Annotated in this window: 20 protein-coding genes; 8 read left to right on the forward strand and 12 right to left on the reverse strand. The window is 25.9% G+C overall.

Annotation, left to right across the window (positions count from 1 at the left end; genetic code table 11):
• Nucleotides 1–18: 18 nt before the first annotated feature.
• From gyrB to dnaA, 3 genes are all read right to left on the reverse strand, one after another.
• The gene (gene gyrB, locus CRU91_RS08065) at nucleotides 19–2,334 is read right to left on the reverse strand and encodes a DNA topoisomerase (ATP-hydrolyzing) subunit B (protein WP_113894718.1); all 2,316 of its coding nucleotides are present in this window, start codon (nucleotides 2,332–2,334) and stop codon (nucleotides 19–21) included.
• Nucleotides 2,335–2,346: 12 nt separating this feature from the next.
• Nucleotides 2,347–3,417: a DNA polymerase III subunit beta gene (gene dnaN, locus CRU91_RS08070; RefSeq protein WP_113894719.1), complete on the reverse strand. Its 1,071-nt coding sequence runs from the start codon at nucleotides 3,415–3,417 to the stop codon at nucleotides 2,347–2,349.
• A 151-nt stretch (nucleotides 3,418–3,568) separates the two neighbouring features.
• On the reverse strand, nucleotides 3,569–4,882 hold the full coding sequence (gene dnaA, locus CRU91_RS08075) for a chromosomal replication initiator protein DnaA (RefSeq protein WP_113894720.1): 1,314 nt from the start codon (nucleotides 4,880–4,882) through the stop codon (nucleotides 3,569–3,571).
• Between the two features lie 224 nt (nucleotides 4,883–5,106).
• Here dnaA and ruvC point away from each other — a divergent pair, with 224 nt between their 5' ends.
• Complete coding sequence (ruvC, locus tag CRU91_RS08080) at nucleotides 5,107–5,577, forward strand: crossover junction endodeoxyribonuclease RuvC (protein WP_113894721.1); 471 nt, start codon at nucleotides 5,107–5,109, stop codon at nucleotides 5,575–5,577.
• Nucleotides 5,578–5,580: 3 nt separating this feature from the next.
• Nucleotides 5,581–6,159, forward strand: a complete 579-nt coding sequence (purN, locus tag CRU91_RS08085) for a phosphoribosylglycinamide formyltransferase (protein ID WP_113894722.1) — start codon at nucleotides 5,581–5,583, stop codon at nucleotides 6,157–6,159.
• A gap of 12 nt (nucleotides 6,160–6,171) precedes the next feature.
• Here the strand turns inward: purN and CRU91_RS08090 are convergent, their stop codons facing one another.
• The 7 genes from CRU91_RS08090 to CRU91_RS08120 all read right to left on the reverse strand — a co-directional run bounded on the left by CRU91_RS08090 (nucleotide 6,172) and on the right by CRU91_RS08120 (nucleotide 14,570).
• Nucleotides 6,172–6,633, reverse strand: coding sequence for a hypothetical protein (locus tag CRU91_RS08090; RefSeq protein ID WP_113894723.1), 462 nt, complete (start codon nucleotides 6,631–6,633; stop codon nucleotides 6,172–6,174).
• Between the two features lie 71 nt (nucleotides 6,634–6,704).
• Nucleotides 6,705–7,835, reverse strand: a complete 1,131-nt coding sequence (locus CRU91_RS08095; RefSeq protein WP_113894724.1) for a hypothetical protein — start codon at nucleotides 7,833–7,835, stop codon at nucleotides 6,705–6,707.
• A gap of 75 nt (nucleotides 7,836–7,910) precedes the next feature.
• Complete coding sequence (locus tag CRU91_RS08100; RefSeq protein ID WP_113894725.1) at nucleotides 7,911–9,032, reverse strand: hypothetical protein; 1,122 nt, start codon at nucleotides 9,030–9,032, stop codon at nucleotides 7,911–7,913.
• A gap of 5 nt (nucleotides 9,033–9,037) precedes the next feature.
• On the reverse strand, nucleotides 9,038–10,078 hold the full coding sequence (locus CRU91_RS08105; protein WP_113894726.1) for a hypothetical protein: 1,041 nt from the start codon (nucleotides 10,076–10,078) through the stop codon (nucleotides 9,038–9,040).
• An 11-nt stretch (nucleotides 10,079–10,089) separates the two neighbouring features.
• Nucleotides 10,090–10,701, reverse strand: coding sequence for a trimeric intracellular cation channel family protein (locus CRU91_RS08110; protein WP_113894727.1), 612 nt, complete (start codon nucleotides 10,699–10,701; stop codon nucleotides 10,090–10,092).
• Nucleotides 10,698–11,519, reverse strand: coding sequence for an FAD-dependent thymidylate synthase (locus CRU91_RS08115; protein ID WP_113894728.1), 822 nt, complete (start codon nucleotides 11,517–11,519; stop codon nucleotides 10,698–10,700). Before CRU91_RS08115 ends, CRU91_RS08110 begins: the two co-directional genes overlap by 4 nt.
• Before the next feature lie 42 nt (nucleotides 11,520–11,561).
• A complete protein-coding gene (locus tag CRU91_RS08120) occupies nucleotides 11,562–14,570 on the reverse strand; it encodes a diguanylate cyclase (protein WP_113894729.1) in 3,009 nt (1,002 codons plus the stop codon).
• Between the two features lie 205 nt (nucleotides 14,571–14,775).
• Here CRU91_RS08120 and CRU91_RS08125 point away from each other — a divergent pair, with 205 nt between their 5' ends.
• The 6 genes from CRU91_RS08125 to CRU91_RS08150 all read left to right on the forward strand — a co-directional run bounded on the left by CRU91_RS08125 (nucleotide 14,776) and on the right by CRU91_RS08150 (nucleotide 20,616).
• Nucleotides 14,776–15,249 carry an RNA polymerase sigma factor gene (locus CRU91_RS08125; protein ID WP_113894730.1) on the forward strand — a complete coding sequence of 158 codons (474 nt, stop codon included), beginning with the start codon at nucleotides 14,776–14,778 and terminating at the stop codon, nucleotides 15,247–15,249.
• Complete coding sequence (locus CRU91_RS08130; RefSeq protein WP_113894731.1) at nucleotides 15,249–16,196, forward strand: FecR family protein; 948 nt, start codon at nucleotides 15,249–15,251, stop codon at nucleotides 16,194–16,196. The genes CRU91_RS08125 and CRU91_RS08130 overlap by 1 nt, the downstream gene beginning before the upstream one ends.
• A 279-nt stretch (nucleotides 16,197–16,475) precedes the next feature.
• Nucleotides 16,476–18,860: a TonB-dependent siderophore receptor gene (locus CRU91_RS08135; protein ID WP_113894732.1), complete on the forward strand. Its 2,385-nt coding sequence runs from the start codon at nucleotides 16,476–16,478 to the stop codon at nucleotides 18,858–18,860.
• A 223-nt stretch (nucleotides 18,861–19,083) separates the two neighbouring features.
• On the forward strand, nucleotides 19,084–19,950 hold the full coding sequence (gene rhuM, locus CRU91_RS08140; RefSeq protein WP_113894733.1) for a RhuM family protein: 867 nt from the start codon (nucleotides 19,084–19,086) through the stop codon (nucleotides 19,948–19,950).
• A 61-nt stretch (nucleotides 19,951–20,011) separates the two neighbouring features.
• Nucleotides 20,012–20,254 (forward strand): hypothetical protein, encoded by a 243-nt coding sequence (locus CRU91_RS08145; protein ID WP_113894734.1) that lies wholly within the window; start codon nucleotides 20,012–20,014, stop codon nucleotides 20,252–20,254.
• Nucleotides 20,251–20,616 (forward strand): type II toxin-antitoxin system PemK/MazF family toxin, encoded by a 366-nt coding sequence (locus tag CRU91_RS08150; protein WP_113894735.1) that lies wholly within the window; start codon nucleotides 20,251–20,253, stop codon nucleotides 20,614–20,616. Before CRU91_RS08145 ends, CRU91_RS08150 begins: the two co-directional genes overlap by 4 nt.
• Before the next feature lie 136 nt (nucleotides 20,617–20,752).
• Here the strand turns inward: CRU91_RS08150 and yedF are convergent, their stop codons facing one another.
• Both yedF and yedE read right to left on the reverse strand, forming a co-directional pair.
• Entirely contained in the window at nucleotides 20,753–20,992 is a 240-nt protein-coding gene (gene yedF, locus CRU91_RS08155; protein WP_113894736.1) for a sulfurtransferase-like selenium metabolism protein YedF, read from the reverse strand.
• Nucleotides 20,993–21,002: 10 nt separating this feature from the next.
• Complete coding sequence (yedE, locus tag CRU91_RS08160; protein WP_113894737.1) at nucleotides 21,003–22,196, reverse strand: selenium metabolism membrane protein YedE/FdhT; 1,194 nt, start codon at nucleotides 22,194–22,196, stop codon at nucleotides 21,003–21,005.
• Between the last annotated feature and the right edge of the window lie 132 nt (nucleotides 22,197–22,328).

Below are 22,328 nucleotides of genomic sequence, written 5' to 3' on the forward strand. Positions count from 1 at the left end.
GTTTTTATACCTTACAAATTATACATCAAGATGCTCAACATCTTTTGCGTGAGATTCTATATAGTTTCTTCTAGGTTCTACTTCATCACCCATAAATAGAGTAAATGTATCACTAGCAGCTTCTGCATCTTCGATTTTTACTCTTAAAAGTCTTCTATTTTCAGGTGTCATAGTTGTTTCCCAAAGTTGCTCTGGATTCATCTCACCAAGACCTTTATATCTTTGAATATATGCACCTTTTTTAGCAAGACTTTCTATCTCTTCAAGAAGTTCTATCAAATCTTTTCCATCAAATAGTGTTAAATCTCTATCTTTTAGTTTATTATAAATAAATGTAGATTCACTAAAATATGATGATGCAAAAAGTTCATCATTTATTATAAGTTCCTCTAGTCCTTCATTTGTTTGTACAAAAAGTTGAATTCTATCATCTAAAACCGTTTTAGAAAGTATGTTATAACCTCTTACTTCTAAAAACTCTTTTACTTTTTCATACAATACACTATATTCTAAATTTACTAAATCACTATTTTCAATTAAGTGTTTTAAAACTTCAAGTAAAGAGTATCTTTTTGCTAACTGCTCAAGCATAGCTCTATATCGTGCTACTTGTTTAAATAAATCTAGTAAATCATTATATCCCATACCTTCAAACTCAAAATTTTCAAGTCCATTTTCGATTAAATATGAAGATAGTGCTCCATTATCTTTTAAATATATCTCATTTTTACCTTTTTTGTATCTATAAAGAGGTGGTTGAGCAATATATAAATAACCTTTTTCAATCACTGGTCTTAAAAATCTAAAGAAGAATGTTAAAAGTAGAGTTTGAATATGGCTACCATCAACATCGGCATCCGTCATAATGATGATTTTATGATATCTGATTTTATCTTCATCAAAATCCTCACCAATACCACAACCAAGTGCAGTGATAATATTTCTAATCTCATCTGATTTTAAAATCTTATCAAGTCTTGATTTTTCAACATTAAGAATTTTTCCTTTTAGTGGTAAAATAGCCTGATAAACTCTATCTCTTCCTTGTTTTGCAGAACCTCCTGCACTATCTCCCTCAACTAAATAAAGTTCTTTTATAGCTGGGTCTTTACTTTGGCAATCTGCAAGTTTTCCAGGAAGTGTTCCAACACTCATAGAGTCTTTTTTTCTAGTCAATTCTCTTGCTTTTTTAGCAGCTTCTCTTCCTCGTGCTGCCATCAAAGCTTTTTCCATTATTGCTTTTGCATGAGTTGGATTTTCTTCAAAATATTTATCTAAATTATCACCAGTTAATTTTTGTGCAATTGGTCTTACATAAGAACTTCCTAGTTTTCCTTTTGTTTGACCTTCAAATTGTGGTTCTGGAACTTTTACAGAAACAACTGCTATAAGTCCTTCTCTTACATCATCACCAGTTATTTTTGTATCTTTTTCTCTTGCACTTGCATTTTCACTTAAATATTTAGAAATACTTCTTGTAAGTCCAGCTTTAAATCCTGCTTCGTGTGTTCCACCATCTATTGTTCGTATATTATTTACAAATGATAGAGTTTTTTCTATATAAGTGTCGTTATACATTAAAGCAATATCTACTTCAACACCATCAACTTTATCACTAAAAGATACAACTTCACAAAGTGCTGTTTCTTTATTCATATCTTCAACAAATTGTTTTATACCACCTTCAAAATGGTAAACCTCTTTTAATTTTGCAGCTTCATCTTCTAAAGTTATAGATATAATTGGATTTAAATAAGCAACTTCTTTAAATCTCTTTTTTAATATATTAAATTCATATTTTGTAACTTCAAAAATAGTATCATCAACTAAAAATTCAATAACTGTTCCAGTTTTTCTAGGACTATCCCCAATAACTTCTAAAGTTCCTTGAGGAATTCCTTCTTTGAACTCTTGATAATGAACTTTCCCTTCTCTGTAAATTGTCATTTTTAGATGTTTTGATAGAGCATTTACAACTGAAACCCCAACTCCATGAAGTCCACCTGAAACTTTATATGTATCTTTATCAAATTTTCCACCAGCATGAAGTACAGTTAAAGCAACAGTTGCAGCACTTATACCTTCTGTTGGGTGAATTGCAGTTGGAATACCTCTTCCATCATCTTCTATTCTTGCCCAACCATCTTTTGTAAGAGTTATTTTTATATTTCTACAAAATCCTGCCATAGCTTCATCAATAGAGTTATCAACTACTTCATAAATTAAGTGATGAAGTCCATTTATATTTGTATCTCCAATATACATACCAGGTCTTTTTCTAACAGCTTCAAGACCCTTTAAAACTTTAATATTACTAGCACCATATTCTGACATTATATTTCCTTTTTATTTTTCTAAAACTATTGGCATTACTACTGTAATGAATTTATTATCTTCTAAGTAAAATGGTAAATTTGATTCATTAAATCCAATTTTTATTTTTTCACTATTTGTCATACTTAAGAAATCAAGTAAATATTTTGCATTTACAGCTAAATAAAAATCATTTGGAATATTTAGTTCCATATCAACTTGAGTATTTGCAACACTATCTTCATCTAAAGACTCGAAGATAATAGAATTTTGTTTAAATGTGATTTTAATATTTGAAAACAATGAAGTTACAAGTTTAATAGACTCTACAAATATATTTTTTGGAATATATAAAGTATTTTTTAAAGTTTGTGGAATAATTCTTTCATAATCAGGGAATTTTCCATTTATTAACTTTGTAAAGAATTTTGTATTTTCATTTGCAATTACTAAATTTGTATTATCATAAGATATTTTTGCATTATCTAAAAACAATTTTTGAATTTCAATAATTGCTTTTTTAGGAATAATTAATTGAGCTTCTTCATTTGCCATATTTTCTAAATGTGATAAAGCAAGTCTTCTAGTATCTGTTGATACAAAATTTATTTTTTGGCTTTTTATGTCTAATAATGCTCCATTTAGTTCAAATTTAGGATTGTTATTGTCTATTGCTGGAGATATTTTTTTAATAGCATTTATAAAATTTATAGTAGTAATAGATAAATCTTTTAGATTTTCATATTTATTTATATTTGGAAATTCATTTGCATCATAAGTTGGAAGTTTAAAAGTTGATCTGCCTTGTTTTATAACTAAATTATTTGAAGTAGATTCTAAAATAATATCTTCATTTTTTAATCTTTTAATTATTCCTAATAGGTTTGAACCATTTACAGTTGTTTTTCCATCTATTGTTTCATTTATATTATCCAATATAGTTTCTAAACCAATTTCATAGTCAGTAGCTTTTATAATTAGATTGTTGTTTATAGTTTCTAAATATATGTGAGATGTTATTGCACTTGAATCTTTTTTCTCTAAAAATGGTTGCATTGAACTTACAACATTTTCAAAAGTAGATTTGTTTATTACCAACTTCATTTTTTCTCCTATTTTTTTATTTAATTTAGTAAAAGTAGTAGTGTATGTGAAAAGATGAAAATATCCATTTAAACACTATAAAATCGATATTTTAAATAGTGATTAAATATTAAAATATATTCACATCTTTTCACACTTTACTTTAAAACTTTTACTCCTTATTGATTAATTTATTCTTTAAATTCTTAATTGTTAAATTAAAATTTTCATCTTTTTTCATTAGTTCATTTGTTTTTTTAATATTATGAGAAATAGAACTATGATCTTTCATTTCCAAAAATTTTGCAATATCAGGCATAGAGTTATGAGTTAGTTCTCTTGCTAGATATATTACAACTCTTCTTGCATTTGCAACTGATGTTGTTCTTTTTTTTGATTTAATATCGCTTGGTTTTATATTTAATTCATTTGCAACTGTATTTATAATATCTGGAAGTTTGATGTTTTCTTTGTTTTCTTTTATTTGGTCTTTTAAAAGATTTTGTACCATTGCAAGATTTATTTCTTGATTAAGTAGTGAAGCACTTGCATTTATTCGTATTAAAACACCTTCAATTTCTCGTATAGAACTATCCAAAGTTGTAGCTATAAATGTTATTATTTCACGGCTTAAATTGATTCCATTTAGTTCAGATTTTTTTTCAATAATAGCAATTTTTGTTTCTAATCTTGGAATTTGAATATCAGTTGTTAATCCCCATTCGAATCTTGATTTTAATCTATCTACAAGACCTGCAATTTGTGATGGAAGTCTATCACTTGTCATTACTATTTGTTTTTTTGCATTGTGTAGTTCATTGAAAGTATGAAAAAACTCCTCTTGAGTTTGTTCTTTTCCACTTAAAAATTGAATATCATCTATAAGTAAAACATCACAATTTCTATATTTTGCTCTAAAATGTTCCATATTTTTATTTTTTATAGAGAATGTAAAATCATTCATAAATTGCTCTATTGTTACATAGATTACTGTTTTATCATTTTCTAAAGCATGATTTCCAATAGCTTGTAAAATATGTGTTTTTCCCAAACCTGTTCCACCATAAATAAAAAGTGGATTGTACTGAATACCTGGTTTTGTAGAAACGGCTAATGAAGCATTATAAGCCATTTGATTTGATGGACCAACTACAAAAGAATCGAATGTATAAGATGGATTTAGTATAGTACTTTCGGGAGTTTGATTTTGAATTTGTATATTTTGAATATCTTTTTTTGTCTTTTTTTCGCCAATTATTTTTATATCAATTTCTGGTTTTGAACCATCAAACATTTCAAAACACTGTTGAATAAGATTTGTATATTTGCTTTTTATCCAAGAAGCTATATATTTATTTGCTACTTCAAATGTAGCTAGATTTTCTTCAATTGATACTTTTTTTAGTATCAACTGTTTTAAATATCTATCAAAATCAGTTTTACTTGCTTCTTTTTGAATAATTGTTAAAAACTCTTTGTTTGTCATATAAACCTAAAAATTAATTGTAATAAGTGTTTATTATATCGAAAATTTTTATAAAATAGCTTCAAGAAAGGAAAAAGAGATTAAAATTAGAAAATATTTTATTTTTACACATAGTGAATAAGTTGTGAATAAATTTTTTCTTTTGTATAAAAATATATGTTAAAATTACGATATAATGGCATTTTGTAATAAGTGAATAATTATTTGATGAAAAGAGTGAAATATTGAAAATATTAGGGATTGACCCAGGGACTAGAAATTGTGGATATGCAGTTATCGAAAAAAATGGAAGAGATATAAAACTTATAGAAGCAGGGCTTATCAAGATAAAAACTACTATTTTACAAGAACAAATTGTTGAGATGACAGAAGGTATTGATTTGATATTTAAAACTCATAAAATAGATGAGGTTTCTATTGAAGATATGTTTTATGCTTTTAACCCAAAAACAGTTATAAAGCTTGCACAATTTCGTGGAGCTATTTCATTAAAAATACTTCAAAATTTTGGAAATTTTAGTGAATATACACCCCTTCAAGTAAAACAAGCAGTAACAGGAAATGGAAAAGCTACAAAAGAACAAGTAGCATTTATGGTAAAAAGATTGCTTGGAATAAAAAAAGAGATAAAACCACTAGATATTACAGATGCTATAGCAATAGCATTAACTCACTCTCAAAGAATAAAAGGATAAAGATTGAAAAAAATAGGAATTTTAGCTTCGTATAATGGAAGTGGATTTGAAACAATCCAAAAAGCGATAGAAGATGGTATTTTAGATGCAAAAGTTGAAGTAATCATCACAAATAATAGTGATGCTGGAGTTTTAGAAAAAGCTAAAAAATATGGTATAAAAAGTTTTGTTATAAACTCAAAACTGTTTCCAAATGAAAACTTGGATTTAAAAATAGTTCAAACATTAAAAGAGTTTGCTTGTGATTATATATTTTTATCTGGATATATGAAAAAAATAGAGGACAATTTACTTAAAACTTTTCCAAATAAAATTATAAATACTCATCCAGCAATTTTACCATCAATTTATGGTGGAAAAGGTATGTATGGACATTTTGTTCATGAAGCAGTTGTAAAAAATGGTGAGAAAAAATCAGGTGTTACGATACACTATGTAAATGAGAATTACGATGAAGGTGAAAAAATACTAATAAAAGAGTTAGAATTAAGTGAAAATGAAACAGCTGAAACTTTAGAGACTAAAATAAAAGATTTAGAAAAGATTGCAATAGTTGAGGCATTTAAAAAAGTTTTAGCATAGAGCTAAAACTTCTTATTTTATAATTTCTGATAACTCTTCAGTAGTAGAAATTTTTCTTATTTCAGTAACTTTTCCATCTTCTAAATTATAAACGATTATTTTTCCATCTTCTTTAGTAAAATTATCTTTATTTGTATCATCTAAAAGTAAAACTGAAAAAGGGTATTTTTTCATTTTAGGAAGAGCTATAAATTTTGAAATTAGACTTGGCATTCCTGAAATATCAGCAACATAAACAGCAGAATTTTTTTCTAAAATATTCTCTTTTTCACTTAATGGTAAAAGATAATCTCTTAATAAATCACTTGTTCCTTTATCACTTGCAAAAAGTATAGTTTTTACATTTGCATCAATAGTTTTTTCAACTTCATGTTGGTCTTTGATTTTTAAATCAGTAATTGTACTCTCAACTGCCAATGGAGCAGCATTTAATCCAAGAGCTAAAAATGTAGCTAAAAGTAGTTTTTTTATCATATTTTTTCCTTAAAAAATTTTGTTGGATTGTATCTTTTAAAGGTAAATGAAAAGTTAAAAATGAGTTTTGTCTATTGTAAACTCATCTTTAATTTATTTAGATAAATAGAGATATTTTTTTGAATAGTTTGAAGATTTATCAATTTTTGCTCTACTTGATAGTTCTCTTTTTCATTACTATTTTTTAGATAATTTTCTATTTCATTTATTTGATTATCGACTTTTGATTTATAATCACTCATAAGCTTTATAACATCAGTTAAAGGCTTATTAAATTGTGTTTTGATATAAAAAGCTAGATATTCAAAATCTATAAAATCTTTATAAATTGACTGTTCAATAATCTTTGTTAGTAAATTCTTTTGAGTTAAAACAGTATTTATATTTTCATAAAATTTATTCATATTTTTATCTATTTTTTTTGATAGGTTTGATATTTCCCCATCTTTAAAAGTAGATATTTGATTATTTAATAAATGATATATCTCATCTAATTTCTTTATTTTATTATCAATAATTGTCATATTATCTTTTATTTTTAATTCTACTGATTTATTTATTTTAAAATATAAACTGATAAAAAAGAAGAATATAAAAAAGAAGAAAAAACCTAAAATGATTCCTAAATAGTAGAATATAAATATTAAACCATACGAAAAATAATCTTTTTTGCCTTCTGAATCTTTTGTAATATTATCTGAAATATTTTTTTTGAAAATATTAATATTTTCAGAGAGTTTTGATGGTTTCGATAAGTATTCATCAAATAGTTTTTCATAATCCAAAAGCAAATTTTTTAGTTTACTATCTTCTTCATAATGAAAGATTTTATTATCAATTATCAAACCTTTTTTTGTATAAAGAATATTTGTAATTTTTGAAAATTTATAAGTTCTAAATAAAAGTTTATATATCAAATATACATAAATTAAACTATAAATAAAAACAGCATATACGAGTATAGATATTAATATGGTGAAAGGATTTTTTATTTGAAGCATAACTACAAAAGATAAAGGGAACATAATTGTCATCATAAGTAATAAATATATAATTGTAAAATATTGATGATTAACAATTGATAAGAAGTCTTTATTTACAGTAAAAAGTAGCTCTTTTAAAGAGATATAGTTATAGATACTAAATCCCTTTTTTTCTATCTCTTCTTTTATTTCTTGGTTTAGATAATATTTTGTGTGCATAGAATTATTTATTCCAAATATGCTTTAATACAAAACTTTGTTTTTTTATCATATTTTCCCCTTAAAATATTTTTGTTACTGTAAACTTAACTCTAATTTATCCAAATATAGATTGATATTCTTTTGTATAGCTTGAAGATTTACTAATTTTTGTTCAACTTGATATTTTTCTGAAGAGTTATTTGTTTTAATAAAAGTTTCTATTTCAGATATTTGTGAATTTACTTTGAACAAATAATTTTCCATAAGATTTATAACATCTTTTAGTGGTTTATTAAATTGTGTTTTAATATAAAAAGCTAAATATTCAAAATCTATAAAATCTTTATATATTGATTGTTCTATAATATTTTTTAGTGTATCTTGTTGAGTTAAAATATTGTTGATATTTTCATAAAAAATATTCATATCTTTATCTATTTTATTGCTTAAATTAGAGATTTCTCCATCTTGAAAAGTTCCTATTTCTTTATTTAATAAAAGATAAATTTCATCTAATTTTTTTAGTTTATCATCAATAATTGTCATATTATCTTTGATTCTTAACTCTACTGATTTATTGATTTTAAAATATAAATTTATAAAGAATGAGAAAACAAAGAATAGAAAAAAGCCTAAAATAAAACCTAAATAATATAAAATAAAAGTTGTTACAGCATAAAAAATAACCAAAACAACAATTATTCCAGCATTTTTACCTCTTATTTGAGATACTTTAGAGAATTTTTCTGAGAAATTTTCTACTAAACCTTTTTGTAAGAATTTAATACTTTCACCCAATTTCGACGGTTTTGATAAATATTCATCAAATAATTTTTCATAATCTAAAAGTAAAACTCTTAACTCTTCATCTTTTTTATAGTGAAAAATTCTATTACCAATTACTAAACCTTTACGAGTATATATAATATTTGTAATTTGTGAAAATTTGTAAGTTCTAAATAAAAGTTTAGCTATTAAATATATAAAAATAAATCCATAAATAATAAAAACCATAGAAACTAAAAGAAGTTGATTAATAAGTCCAACAACTATAAAAAGAACAAATAAAGGAGTATTTAAAGCAGTAATAACTGATAAATAATCCTTATTTACTGTAAGAAGTAACTCTTTTAAAGAGATATAGTTATATATACTAAATCCCTTTTTTTCTATCTCTTCTCTTATTTCTTTATTTAAATAATCTTTTTGGTACATTAATATTATTTACTTAAAATATGTTCTAATTCATCACTTTGTTGTTTATTAAGTAGTTTTATACTTGCCAAACTTTTTCTTGCATTATCAAAGTTTTCTTGCTCTTTTTTAGCTTCGATAGCAACTTGAGCTCTATAATCTTCAATCTCTTCAAAATGAGTTTTTAATTTACTTACATTTTCTACAAAAACATTTAAAGATAATACAGGTTTTGAAGATAACTCTTCAGCCTTTTTATTGCTTTTTATAGCTTCATCAGTTAAAGTTGAAGACATTTTATCTATTGTTTTACTCATAGCTTCAATAGTTGCCATTGAAGCATCTATTGCTTTTTGTCCTGAAATTTCAATAATTGCTGTTGATAAAAGTGTTTTAAATATTGGTTTTGAAGCATTCATTGATAAAGATAATTTTCTAGCCGAATCAAGTCTTACAAGAAGTCTTTTTTTTGCCATCTCTAAATTACCTATTAAAACTACTAGATTTGTTTGAAAAAACTCAATACTTTTTACAAAAAGTTTAGTTTTATCATCATCTTGATTTGTTTGTAAATTTTGTTTAAACTCTTCAAGTTTTAGATCTAAATACTCTTTATAGTCGATAACTTTTCCTAAATTTTGTTCAATTCCTTCTAAAAAATTGTTTTGCATATCAATAGAAATATTTAAAGAAGTGTAAGCTTGGTCAAAACCACTAAATATTGTCGAAATTTTTCCATTAATTGATTGGATATTAAAACTTTGCTCATCCCATTTATCATCAAGATATTTTGCAACATTTCCAATAACTGGAATTGCTTTAAAAAACTTCATCACCCCACTATCGTTATCTATAATCTCATCATAAACAACATTCATCTCTTTATTCATAGATTCTAAAACTTTTGATACATCCATTATTGGGTCATTTTCTATGATTTTTGCTGTTTCATCTATGATTGAATCTATTGGAGCAGTTATTTGTTCACCTAATTGTCTAAAATCTTTTACTTCTTTAAATGATTTTTCAACTAATTCTTTTTCTACCACTGTTAAACTATTTGCCATAATAACTCCTTTTATTTTGATAAAGTTGGTAAATTCCACTTTTTATAATATGCAAAAACTCTTAAAAGTACACCAAATACAAAAACTATGATGAGTGTCATAAGGTTTCTCATTTCAAATATTTCTAAAATATATACCATAGAACCAATAATCAAAGCAACTGTTGCATAAAACTCCGAAACCAATATAAAAGGCATACGATTTATCAATACATCTCTTATTGTTCCTCCACCAACAGCAGTTATAAATGCCAGCATTATTACACTTAAAAAGTTAAAACCACTCTCTATTGCTATAATTGCACCAGTTATTGCAAAAGATGATAGTCCAATGGCATCTGATATTACAAATGCCCATTTCCCTTCTAAATTTGTGATTTTGTGTAGTTTAAAAAGCATTGCTATTAAAACAGTTGCAATTACAAGACTAAGTGGAAGATTTGAAGTAAAAACATAAGGAGTTCTATCTACTAAAACATCTCTTGTCATCCCTCCACCAAAAGCAGTTAAAAATGCAGAGATAAAAACTCCTAAAATATCAAGTTTGCAGTGGACTCCTATCAAAAAGCCGCTTAATGCAAAAGATATTATTCCTATAATATCAGCAATTTCTAATGCACTCATCCTAAAAGCTCTTGCATAGCAAGTGCAGTTTGTCTTATCTCCCATTGTGCGTGATTATCAAGTCTTAATTTGAAATAATTATCCAATTGTTTTGGTTGAAATGCTCCCCAAATTTGAGTATATCCCATTTGAGGAATTACTCTTCTTGCTTCTTGTGGTTTTACACCATTTTCCAATAATTCAAAATATAACTCTTCACTCTCTTTTATAAAGTTTTGCACTTTTTCGTTATCTTTTAATTTTTCACTTACATAAAACTCAAAAGGTACTTTTTTACCACTTACATAACGTCTTGAAAGTTCTTGCCAACAAACTCTATGTCTTACCATCTGACTTCTTGTTGGAAAATCTACTTTAAATAAAAATACTTTGAAATGCTCTTTTATAATTTCACACTCTTCTTTTGTATTAAAAATAGTTCGTATATCAAAGCTAAATTTATCTTTGTCATTTTCAAAATCATAAACTAAAGCTCTATAATTTGTAAGTAAATATTTATCATCTAAAATTTCACCAAATTTTTTAGAGTTTGAATATTCTAACTCTAAAATCTCTTTATGTTTAGGATTTTCATAATCTAGTAATACTGGTACAAATTCAAAACTAGAACTTGGTAATCCCATACTTTCAGCCATAAGTCTATTATAAAGGCTTTCGCTTCCTAATGCTTTTGGATTTTGATAACAAATCGAAGCTACTTGAGTTATTGCTCTTATTCGATTTTCTTCATTCAAATTTGCATGTGAAAAATCCCAATTTTCTACAAAAGCAATATCATCTCCAAAAACATTATCTTTTTTATTTATCAAATTTATCATCTTATTCCTTTTGTAAAAAATTAAGTGTGATTATACAAAAAACTATATAATTATTACTTTATTTCTTCCAGCAGCTTTTGCTTCATATACAGCTTCATCTGCTCTTTTAATGGTTTTAAGGATATCTTCATCATTTTGATATATTGTTCCTCCAAATGAACAAGTTTTTTGACCAACTTTTGGGAAATTATATTGTTCAATTGTTTTTCTCAAATTTTCAAGTATTTTTGGAAGATCATTTGGAGATTTTAATTGTAAAATTAAAATAAATTCTTCTCCACCCCAACGAATTAAAATATCATTTTGCCTAGAAGATTTATTTATAATTTCTACAAATCTTATTAAAACATCATCTCCAATATCATGTCCATAAGTATCATTTACTGCTTTAAAATGGTCAATATCAAGCATAGCAATTGCAAGATTAGAATCATTTGTGTGATACTTATTAATTAAATTTTTATAGTTTTTATCAAAAAATTCTCTGTTATAGGCATTTGTAAGTTTATCATGCATAATTTTTTTCTCAAGATATATATTTTTTGAAATAGTTTGAGAAATATCAGTAAAGCTTACTATCATTGTTTCATCATCAAAATTGTTCATTTTTACAGAAAAAGCATGTTCTTGAAAATCTTTTCCTGCTATTGCAACAATTCTTTTTGATTCTTCAAGTATTTTAATCTCTTTTAACCAAGTATCATTTTTAATAGAAAAGAAATTATCTTTTTCTATAAATAATTCACAAATACATTTATGCTTTTTATTAAAATCGTTAAGATTTCTAAATCCTAAAAAATCAAATAATTTTTGATTTGCAAATTTTATTTGTTCACCATCAGTTAGTATTACAATATTATCTTGTGATTCAATCAATCTTTCAAGATTTTTGTAAGATTCTTGAAGTTTCTTTTGTATAAGTTTTTCATTTGTTATATCTCTTGCTGAAGAGTATATAAAATCTTCTCCATCTAGTGTTATTTTTACAAGACTAATCGCAGCATCATAATACGAACCATTTCTTCGTTTATGTACTCTTTCTATAAAAGTTGTATCATATCCGATCATAGAAACAATATTATTTCTATATTCTTCAATATTTTTTATATCTTTATCCCAGTCTAAGATCGTAAGATTTTTCATTTCTTCATCACTATAACCTAAATATTTTTTGGTTTGTCTACTATATTCTAAAAGTTTTCCTGTATTTATGTCTAATATTGCAATTGCATCTGAAGATAGATTTATAAATGTTTGAAATTTTATTTTTTCTTTTAAAATCTCATTTTTAAGTTCTTGCTCTTTTGTAATATCTTTTATAATTGAAAATAATATAACACCACTATTTGTTTCTATTGGAGAAGAGTGAACTTCAACAGTTCTAATATCTCCATTTTTTAATTTATGAAAAAATATAAATAGATTTTTTATTGAACCTTTCGCTTCTTGTTGTTTTTCTTCTATACTTTTTGCTTCTAATAGATTTATTTTAGAAATATCCATTCCCTTTAATTCATCGATAGTATAACCATAAAAATCAATAGCACTTTGATTTGCATCGATTATTTTTCTATTATTAGGATCAGTCAAAAGCATTATTGATGAATGTGTTTTAAACATATTCTCAAATCTATTTTTTACAAGTTCCATTTCCTGGATTAATATTTTTTCTTTAGTTACATCAATATGTGTTCCCATCATTATGATAGGCTTATCTTTTTCATTCCAAGATATTACTTTTCCTCTTGCTTTTATCCAGATCCATGAACCATTTTTATGCTTCATTCTCATTTCTGATTCATAATAATCTAGTTCCTTGTTAAAATGCTTTCTTAATAGCTGTTTACTTTTTTCTAAATCATCTGGTTGTACAAATTTCATCCATGTATTTATATCTGTTGGTTCAATTTCGTCCAATGTATAACCTATCATATTTGCCCATTTTTCATTAAATATAACTTCATTTGTTTGTACATTCCATTCCCAAGTACCTGCATTTGTTCCAGTTATGATATTTGCTAAACGGTTCTTTTCAGTAATTAAAAAATCTCTAGTTTTCATTAGTTCAATAATAGCTGTTTGTTCTTTTTTATAACTTTTTTTAATGGCTATAAATACTAAAAAAGCTATCAAAATAAATAAAATTATTAAAATAGCAACTATCAATAAATTTCGTTTCCAGTGTTCTAAATACTCTTGTTCTGATATTGCAACTTGTACATAAAATGGATATTTATCCATTACTATAAAACTACCAACTCTTTTATGCTTATCTGTTGAAGCTATATATTCAAGACCTCCTGCTTTTTCACCATTTTTTATTTTTATAAATATTGGGTTACTTGGTGGTAATGGTTTATAAACTTCAAGATTATCGGTCATTGGGTATCTTGATATTAATTCAGAATTATCTGAACTTCTTATTAGTGATACGCCACCTTCCCCTATATTTATTGAGCTTAAAGTATTATTTATAGTATGCATATTTATAAATGCTATTAGAACACCTAATAAGTTACCATTTTCATCTTTTATTGCATGAAGTCTAGCAAGGAACTGTTCTTTATTTTGAGAAACTATGATATTAGAAAAAGTTTTTGTCAAACTTGTATTAGTTTTTAGGTCTTGAAAATATGGTTTATTGGCTAAATCCATATTAAAATTTAACTGGCTAGAAGAATAAATAATCTCTCCATTTGGATTTGCATAGCTTATATTATCAATATCTTCAAAATTATTTATCAAATAATTAAATTTTTCAGAAACTATTTTTGTTTTTTGTTCAAAAGAGTTTTCTAAAAAGAGTTTATTCTCTTTTGGTAGAGTTAATATTATATCTTCTGCAAATTTTAATATATTATCAATCTCTTCAAAATCATTTTCTAATTTTTTTGTAAGTAGTATTGTAAGATTATTTGTTTTGATTGTTGCATTTCCAACAGCATTTTTATATTCAAAATAACCTTGAATTAAAGCAATAGTTATAACTATACAAATAGAGAATATAAACCAGCTATAAGTAAAGGTTTTTCGATTAATATCTTTTTTCAAATTATAAATTCCTATTTTTGAATCTCAAATATAAATATTTTAGTGAAAATATATAAGTAGAGTAATAGTTAATTATATCTTCTAAAGATTTAGCTTTATATAAAGTAAATTTTTTTGAATAATTTAATAAGAGTATAGTTCAAATTTAGCTACAATTTGCATCTTACAATTATAATAATTGTTATTTTAAGGGATAAAGTAAACAATGACAGCACACTATGATGAAATTTTTCAATATGTTAGGAAAAATGTTATAGATAAAGATATAGCAGAAGATATAACTCAAGAAACTTTTACAAGAGCATATAAAAGTGCTAAAAAAGTAGATGTTGAAAATGAGAGAGCTTGGTTATTTAGGATTGCCAAAAATGTTATGTATGATGTATACAAAGAAAAATATAAAATGGATAAAATAAGTTTTGAAGAAGATTATCACATAGAAGAAAGTGATGATATACAAACAATAATGATACAAAATGAAGAAACAGCACTTTTATTGCAAGAAATAGAAAAGCTACCTAAAAAAAGAAGACAAGCTTTTACTTTGCATTTTATTGATTGTTACTCAAGAGAAGAAGTTGCTACAATGATGAATATAACTGTAAATGCAGTAGATAAACATATAAGTATGGCAAGTAACCAAATAAAAGAGAATTTGGAAAATGGAAGTATAAAGTAATGGAAAATAAAAATATAATTTTAGAAAAAGCTAGATATTACTTGAGTTGTGAACAAGAAAAAAAAGATATATACTCTGATGAAGAATTCTTAAAGTGGATAAGTATAGAAGAAAATAAAGCAGTATTTGAAAAAGAGAAAGCATTTAGACAGATGTTTTCAAAAATACCAAAACAAGATAAACAAAGATTATCGCAGCAAGTACAAAAAGAGTTAAGACAAGAAAGATTTTTAAGTAAAATAAAAAAAATATCAACTCTTGCAGCCTGTATTTTGGTAGTTGGTTTTGTATATATCTCTTATTTCAAGGACAACTACTCGCAAAAAATATATTCACAAAATATCATAATGAAAGATATTTTAATGCCAGATGATTCAAAAATAACTCTTGATGTAAAAACAAATATTGAAGTTGAATATTCAAAAGATAAAAGAGAGGTTTTTTTAAAATCTGGAAAAGCTATCTTTGAAGTAAGTCCAAATAAAGAACGACCATTTTATGTACAAAGCAATGGTATTTTAGTAAAAGTTGTTGGTACAAAATTTGAAGTAAATCAAAAAAGGAATAGTGTAAATATAGCTGTTTTAGATGGAATTGTAGATATAAATCATAATGATTTAAAAGTTTCAGAGCTAAAAAAAGGTGATATTTTGGAAATATCAAATGATGGAGAAATTGCAAAGCTAGAACAAGTAGTAATTGAAAAAATGGCTTCTTGGGAAAATGGAAAATTTATTTTTAATCAAACTCCATTGATTGATGTATTAAATGAATTTCAAAGATATTTTGATAAAAAAATTGAATTTATAGTAACAAAAAATGATAAATTTCCAATAACTGGAGAGTTTGATATATATGATTTTGATAAATTCACAAAGCTTTTACCTATGATTTATCCTATAAAAGTTCAATATGTAGATGATAAAAAGATTGTTCTTAGAAACTAATTTGTATTTACATTTGTAGTAATTCTTTTTGATTTAATGCGATCATAATATATCCTTTAATGATAAGTTATGATTGTTATATCAAATATATTTTATATTTATAAACAATATATTCTAAAAGATATTTTTTATTAAAGCCCTATAAAATTGCTGTCTTCCAATAAATTTTAACAAATTTAAAAATTTGTTCCGAAATTCTTTCAGGTTTTTTCAATTTTTTAGACTACACTTATAGAGATTAATTCTCATATTGATAATTTTAAAATAAAGGGAGAAAATATGAAATTTTCAAAAAAGCTTGTATTATCTACAAGTTTGTCTATCGTTTTGAGTAGTCAGCTATTGTCTCAAAGTTTTTCTGTTGGTGGTGGTTCACTAGAGGAAGCAATAAAAGATATAAGTAAACAATCAAATATGACATATATGGTTGATACTAGAATCTTAGATGGTAAAAAAGCACCAAATATCAAAGATATTGAAGGTGTACAAAATGCTTTAAATGAGCTATTAAAAGATACAGACCTTGAAGCAATTATAAATGACAATACTATTGTTATAAGAAAAGTATCTTCTGTAAAAGTGATAAATGGAACATATATTTTAGATGATGTTTCTGTAAATACTGGTAGAAGTGGAAGTGCTGAAAATGGATATGTAGTAAAAGAACTCAAACAAGTTGGACCTTGGGGAGAAAAATCACTACAAGATACACCTTACTCAATGACAGTTATGCCTCAAGAACTTATTGAAAATTCTATTGCAGGCGATATGGATCAAATCTATAAAATGAATCCAATTATTCAAAATTCGACTCCCACTTCAGTTTATGGAACTCCTTATGCTGCATTTAGAGGTTTCCATAGTCAAGTTGGAATTATGGATGGATTAAGGCTTTCTTCTATTTCAACTGGTATTGCCATGGAAGAACTTGAAAGAGTTGAAATTATAAATGGACTTACTGGATTTATGTATGGAGTTTCAGGAGGTGAAGGAATAGGTGGAACAACAAACTATGTACTTAAAAGACCGACATATAAAAGACTTACAAATTTAACTTTAGGAAATTATGGAAAAGAACAATGGTTTGGACATCTTGATTTAGGCAATAAAATAGATGAAAAAGGTAAATTTGCATATAGATTAAATGTTGCTCATCAAGATGGAGAAACAGCTAAAAAGAATCAAAATGTGGAAAGAACTTTAGTTAGTGGAGCATTAGATTGGAATGTAACAGATGATTTCCAACTTCAATTAGAAGCTGCACATACTTATTATAAAATTGAGGGTTTAGATTCTTTATTTTATACTAATGGAGGAACTGGAGAATGGATAAAACCATTAAAAAATGACAAAACTTATACTCCTGATTGGACATATCGTGAAACTAAAACAGATAGAGTTGGTTTAAATGCAACTTGGAATATAAATGATATTTTCACTTTTAGAAGTGCCTATATGTATAAAAAAGATAAACAAGAAGCATTAGGTTCATATCCAACATATTATTTTGATGACTCAACTTTTGCAACTGGATCAATTTCAAAAGAGGCTCCTTCTTGGAATATTGCACAAGGTGCATATGCTTATTTAGATAGTGAATTTAATACAGGAAGTGTTAAACATAAACTTACTTTTGGAGCATCTGGAGATATTTTAGATGTAAAAAGATATGAAAATAACTCTATGTGGGTAAATGGTTCACCTAGATTTACAAATCCAAATGATTTGATGTCTTGGAGTAAACCATCAACACTAAATGCTGGTTGGGATTATGGTAAAAAATATAAATCAAGTAAATCTACAAATTCAAATATAATTATTGGAGATGATATAACTTTTAATGAACACTTTAGTGCTTTAGTTGGTTTAAATTATACAACAGTTGAAACTGAAAATTTTAATTTATCAGGTAATGTAACTTCAAAATATGATAAATCAGAACTTACTCCAACAGTTTCACTAATTTTTAAACCATTTGAAGATTTAACAACTTATGTAACTTATATGGAAGGTTTAACAAGAGGAAGTACAGTTCCTGATGATCCAGTTCAGTATAATGACCCAGGAAAAATTCTTGACCCATTCGTAAGTAAACAATATGAAGTTGGTGCAAAATATGCTGTTAATGAAAATTTATTATTAAGTTCAGCATTGTTTAGAATAGAAAAGGCAAATACTTATAATGAAAAAGGAAGTAATGATAAAATAACAATAAGTCAAGATGGATTACAAATACATCAAGGTTTAGAAGTTTTAGCAACTGGAAGAATAACAGATGATTTAACAGTTATGGCAGGTGGAACAGTTATGGATGTGGAAGTTGATAAAGCAACAGATAAAGCACGAGAGGGTAAAAAACCAACAGGAGTTTCAAGTGTATTAGCAAAACTTTATGCAGAATATAATATCCCAATGGTTCAAGGTTTAACTTTAACTGGAGGTGCATATCACTCTGGAAGTAAATATAAAGATGCTTTAAATGAAAATAAAATTGATGGTTATACTATTTATGATGCAGGTTTAAGATATAAAACAAAAATCGATAAATTTCCTACAACTTTTAATCTAAATGTTGCAAACTTAACTGGAAAAGATTACTGGGCTACAACATGGTCTTCAGGTATTCCTAGAACTGTTGCTTTTTCTATGAAAATGGAGTTTTAAATATTTAATATAAAGAGAGTTTTGCTCTCTTTGTACTTTTAGGTGTGGGTTTCAAAGTATTTATTTAATTTTGAGATTAAAATTTCGATATAAAAATATACTTTCCCTTTTACTTTGGAACTCATACTTAAGGGTATAAATAAAATCTTACAAAATGTAATATTATTTATCCAATCTTTCTTTTTATGATAGAATCTTATAATTGTTATCATAAGGATAAAAAATGGAAGATTTATCAAATTTAGTAGTTTATAATGATGGAGAACTAGAAATTAAAGTTTCTGTTGATAGTGAAACTATTTGGCTTACACAAAAGCAAATTGCAGAAGTTTTTAATGTAACAGTTCCAAATATAAATATGCATATAAAAGCTATTTACAAAGATGCAGAACTTATGAAAAATCGAACTATTCAGAATTTCTTAATAGTTCAAAAAGAGGGAAATCGTAAGGTTGAGCGAAATGTTGAACACTATAATCTTGATATAATCATATCTGTTGGTTATAGAGTTAATTCTATTAAAGCCACAAAATTTCGTCAATGGGCAACATCTATTTTGAAAAGTTATATCCAAAATGGATATGTGATAAATGGTGAGAAAATTACAAATGAAAGATTTTTAAGTTTAGAAAATGATGTAGTTTTTTTAAAAAATAAAATATTAAAACTTGAAAATAAATTTGAAGATAAAAATTTGAAACCATCAGAAGGTATATTTTATGATGGGCAAATATATGACTCATACAAATTTATAAATGATTTATTAAAACTATCACAAAAAGAAGTTATTTTAATAGATAATTATATCGATGATACAGTTTTTACTCTATTTTCAAAATATCCAAATATAAACTTTACTATTTATACAAATACTGTTTCAAAACAATTAAATTTAGATTTTGAGAAATATCAAAAACAATATAAAAATATAGAGTTAATAACTTTTAAAAATTCACACGATAGATTTTTAATACTTGATAAAAAAGAGATATATCATTTGGGTGCTAGTTTAAAGGATTTGGGTAAAAAATGGTTTGCTTTTTCTAAAATGAGTTTAGATATAGATGATATTTTGAGTAAGTTAAAATAATCAGATTCAGATTTATATAAAGTAATGGTATAATATGCCATTAAAATATAAGGAGATTTAGATGGTACTTTATAGTGAAAAAATAACAGTTAATAATCTTCCAAAAGAGTTTAAAGATATGGCATTGGAAGTTAAAGATGAATTAAAAACTTCATTAAACAATGTTTATATTGAGATATTTAAAGAATATTACCAAAAAAGAGAAGCTGAAAAGCTAAAAAAATCTGCTGAAATTATGGCTGATATTTATGAAGAAGATGAAGAACTAAAATCTTGGACAAATTTTGAGGAGGATATATTATGAATATACTTCAAGGTGAAATTTGGGAAGTTGATCTTAATCCCACTATTGGAGATGAGATGAGTAAAAAAAGAGTTTGTTTGGTTGTTAATAGTAATAGTGTTGGAATTCTAAAACTTAGAACTATTGTTCCAATTACTGGATGGCAAGACAAATTTAAACAAGTTCTATGGATGACCAAAATTGAACCAAACAAAGATAATGGTTTGATAAAAACTTCTTCTGCTGATGCTTTTCAAGTAAGAAGTTTATCTACAAATAGATTTTATAAAAAACTAGGGTGTATTGAAGATAATCTTTTGTTTCAAGTTCATGAAGCAATTGCAAAAACTTTGAATCCTATATATAAAATTATAAATAATTGAGTAAATTAAAATAGCTATCTTGTTACATATTGAAACACAAAAAAAGAATTTCAAAATTCTTTTCTTATTTGTGTCCGTTTTTTGCTATCTCAAACGTTTAATATATAGAAGAAACATTTTTATATCTAAATCAAAATTATTTTTGAATAATATATCTTATAGTTGGTCCATCGCTATCAACTAAAAGTAGTTTATATCCATGATTTTTAGCATCAGCAGGGATATTGTTTATACTTTGTGGACAATCGCTAATAACTTCTAATATTTCTCCATCTTTTAACTCTTTCATTGCTTCAAGAGTATTTATCGCTGGATATGGGCAAGGTTCACCTTGCATATCTATTCTATAATCTGGAACTATTTGTTTATTTTCCATAATTTTTCCTTTATCTATTTCTTGATTTTCTTAAATATCTTTTTTCTAAAACTAAAATTAAAATAAAAAACAATAACAACAATCCATAATTTGCTATTAATCCACCATAATTTCCAAAACTTTCAAGTAGATTTATCTTTGGCCAAGAAGTTGCTAATGTTGGACTTATATCATCCCAAACAAATGCTAAAAGTGTAGCTCCTATGATATTACCAATTCCAACTATCCAAAAATGAACTTGACCTTCAACAGCTCTATACATCCAACCACATTCACAACCACCAGCAAGAACAATACCAAATCCAAAAAGTAATCCACCTATAACAACATTTGGACCAGTCCAGAATATTTTTGCAGGTTGTCCCATCATAATAAATGCAAATACACCTAAAGTTGCTACCGCCATACCTATAATGATAGCTTTTGCTAATTCACTTCTTCCAGTTGTAAAAATATCTCTAAATGCAGATGTAAAACAAATTTGTGCTTTTGCAATAATAAGCCCAAAAGATGCACCAAATAACATAGCCATACCAAGTTTTGCACTATTTACAACAAATATTAAGTATAAAGCCCAAATAATAATAGCTATAAATGCAAAAGTACCAAATGTAAAGAATTTTTTAACTTTTTCTTCATTGTGTTCAAGTGGTTTAGCACAAGATACTTTTTGCATTTTGATTTTTGATTGAAAAAATGGATGAAGTGCGACTTTTACTCCAAAATATACTCCTACAATCATAAATGCTGTAAATACCCAAGCATGGAATGAAAATTGTGGAATACCAGTAAAGAAACTTGCCAAGTTACAACCCATACCAAGTCTTGCCCCAAATCCAGCTATGATACCACCTATTAGACCTTGCCATATTCTTATGCTATTTAAAGGTAATCTAAACTTTACATTATTCCCCCAAAAAGCTGCTGCAATACAACCTGCAAACATACCAATAATCATAACACCATCAATTCTTGTGAATATATTTCCATCTATTTTCATAAGTTGATAATAACCCCAAGTTGAAACATCAATACCAAATAGTTGTAGAAAATGTCCACCCCATCTAGTAAATTCACCTGTAACCGCCCAATAAGTTCCAGTTATTCCAAAATAATATGTACTTAAAACTCCAAGTGCAATAACAGCAGGAATTGGCGACCAAAATCTTGAAAGGGAAGCCTTTAAACTTTGCAAAAATTCCATTTTTGCTCCTTAACAATAAAAAATAAGATTGATAAAAGATATTGCTTGAAAGTAAATTGAAGTATAAATCAAGATATCAGTTTGCACCGCAAACCTAAACAAAATATGATTTTAGTAAATGGAAGATTAATA

Source organism: Aliarcobacter vitoriensis (assembly GCF_003316695.1).
GTDB lineage: Bacteria > Campylobacterota > Campylobacteria > Campylobacterales > Arcobacteraceae > Aliarcobacter > Aliarcobacter vitoriensis.

Coding starts and splice junctions, on each gene's coding strand:
- gyrB (WP_113894718.1), bottom strand. CDS start 2,334: ATGTCAGAATATGGTGCTAGTAATATTAAAGTTTTAAAGGGTCTTGAA.
- dnaN (WP_113894719.1), bottom strand. CDS start 3,417: ATGAAGTTGGTAATAAACAAATCTACTTTTGAAAATGTTGTAAGTTCA.
- dnaA (WP_113894720.1), bottom strand. CDS start 4,882: ATGACAAACAAAGAGTTTTTAACAATTATTCAAAAAGAAGCAAGTAAA.
- CRU91_RS08090 (WP_113894723.1), bottom strand. CDS start 6,633: ATGATAAAAAAACTACTTTTAGCTACATTTTTAGCTCTTGGATTAAAT.
- CRU91_RS08095 (WP_113894724.1), bottom strand. CDS start 7,835: ATGCACACAAAATATTATCTAAACCAAGAAATAAAAGAAGAGATAGAA.
- CRU91_RS08100 (WP_113894725.1), bottom strand. CDS start 9,032: ATGTACCAAAAAGATTATTTAAATAAAGAAATAAGAGAAGAGATAGAA.
- CRU91_RS08105 (WP_113894726.1), bottom strand. CDS start 10,078: ATGGCAAATAGTTTAACAGTGGTAGAAAAAGAATTAGTTGAAAAATCA.
- CRU91_RS08110 (WP_113894727.1), bottom strand. CDS start 10,701: ATGAGTGCATTAGAAATTGCTGATATTATAGGAATAATATCTTTTGCA.
- CRU91_RS08115 (WP_113894728.1), bottom strand. CDS start 11,519: ATGATAAATTTGATAAATAAAAAAGATAATGTTTTTGGAGATGATATT.
- CRU91_RS08125 (WP_113894730.1), top strand. CDS start 14,776: ATGACAGCACACTATGATGAAATTTTTCAATATGTTAGGAAAAATGTT.
- CRU91_RS08130 (WP_113894731.1), top strand. CDS start 15,249: ATGGAAAATAAAAATATAATTTTAGAAAAAGCTAGATATTACTTGAGT.
- CRU91_RS08135 (WP_113894732.1), top strand. CDS start 16,476: ATGAAATTTTCAAAAAAGCTTGTATTATCTACAAGTTTGTCTATCGTT.
- rhuM (WP_113894733.1), top strand. CDS start 19,084: ATGGAAGATTTATCAAATTTAGTAGTTTATAATGATGGAGAACTAGAA.
- CRU91_RS08145 (WP_113894734.1), top strand. CDS start 20,012: ATGGTACTTTATAGTGAAAAAATAACAGTTAATAATCTTCCAAAAGAG.
- CRU91_RS08150 (WP_113894735.1), top strand. CDS start 20,251: ATGAATATACTTCAAGGTGAAATTTGGGAAGTTGATCTTAATCCCACT.
- yedF (WP_113894736.1), bottom strand. CDS start 20,992: ATGGAAAATAAACAAATAGTTCCAGATTATAGAATAGATATGCAAGGT.
- yedE (WP_113894737.1), bottom strand. CDS start 22,196: ATGGAATTTTTGCAAAGTTTAAAGGCTTCCCTTTCAAGATTTTGGTCG.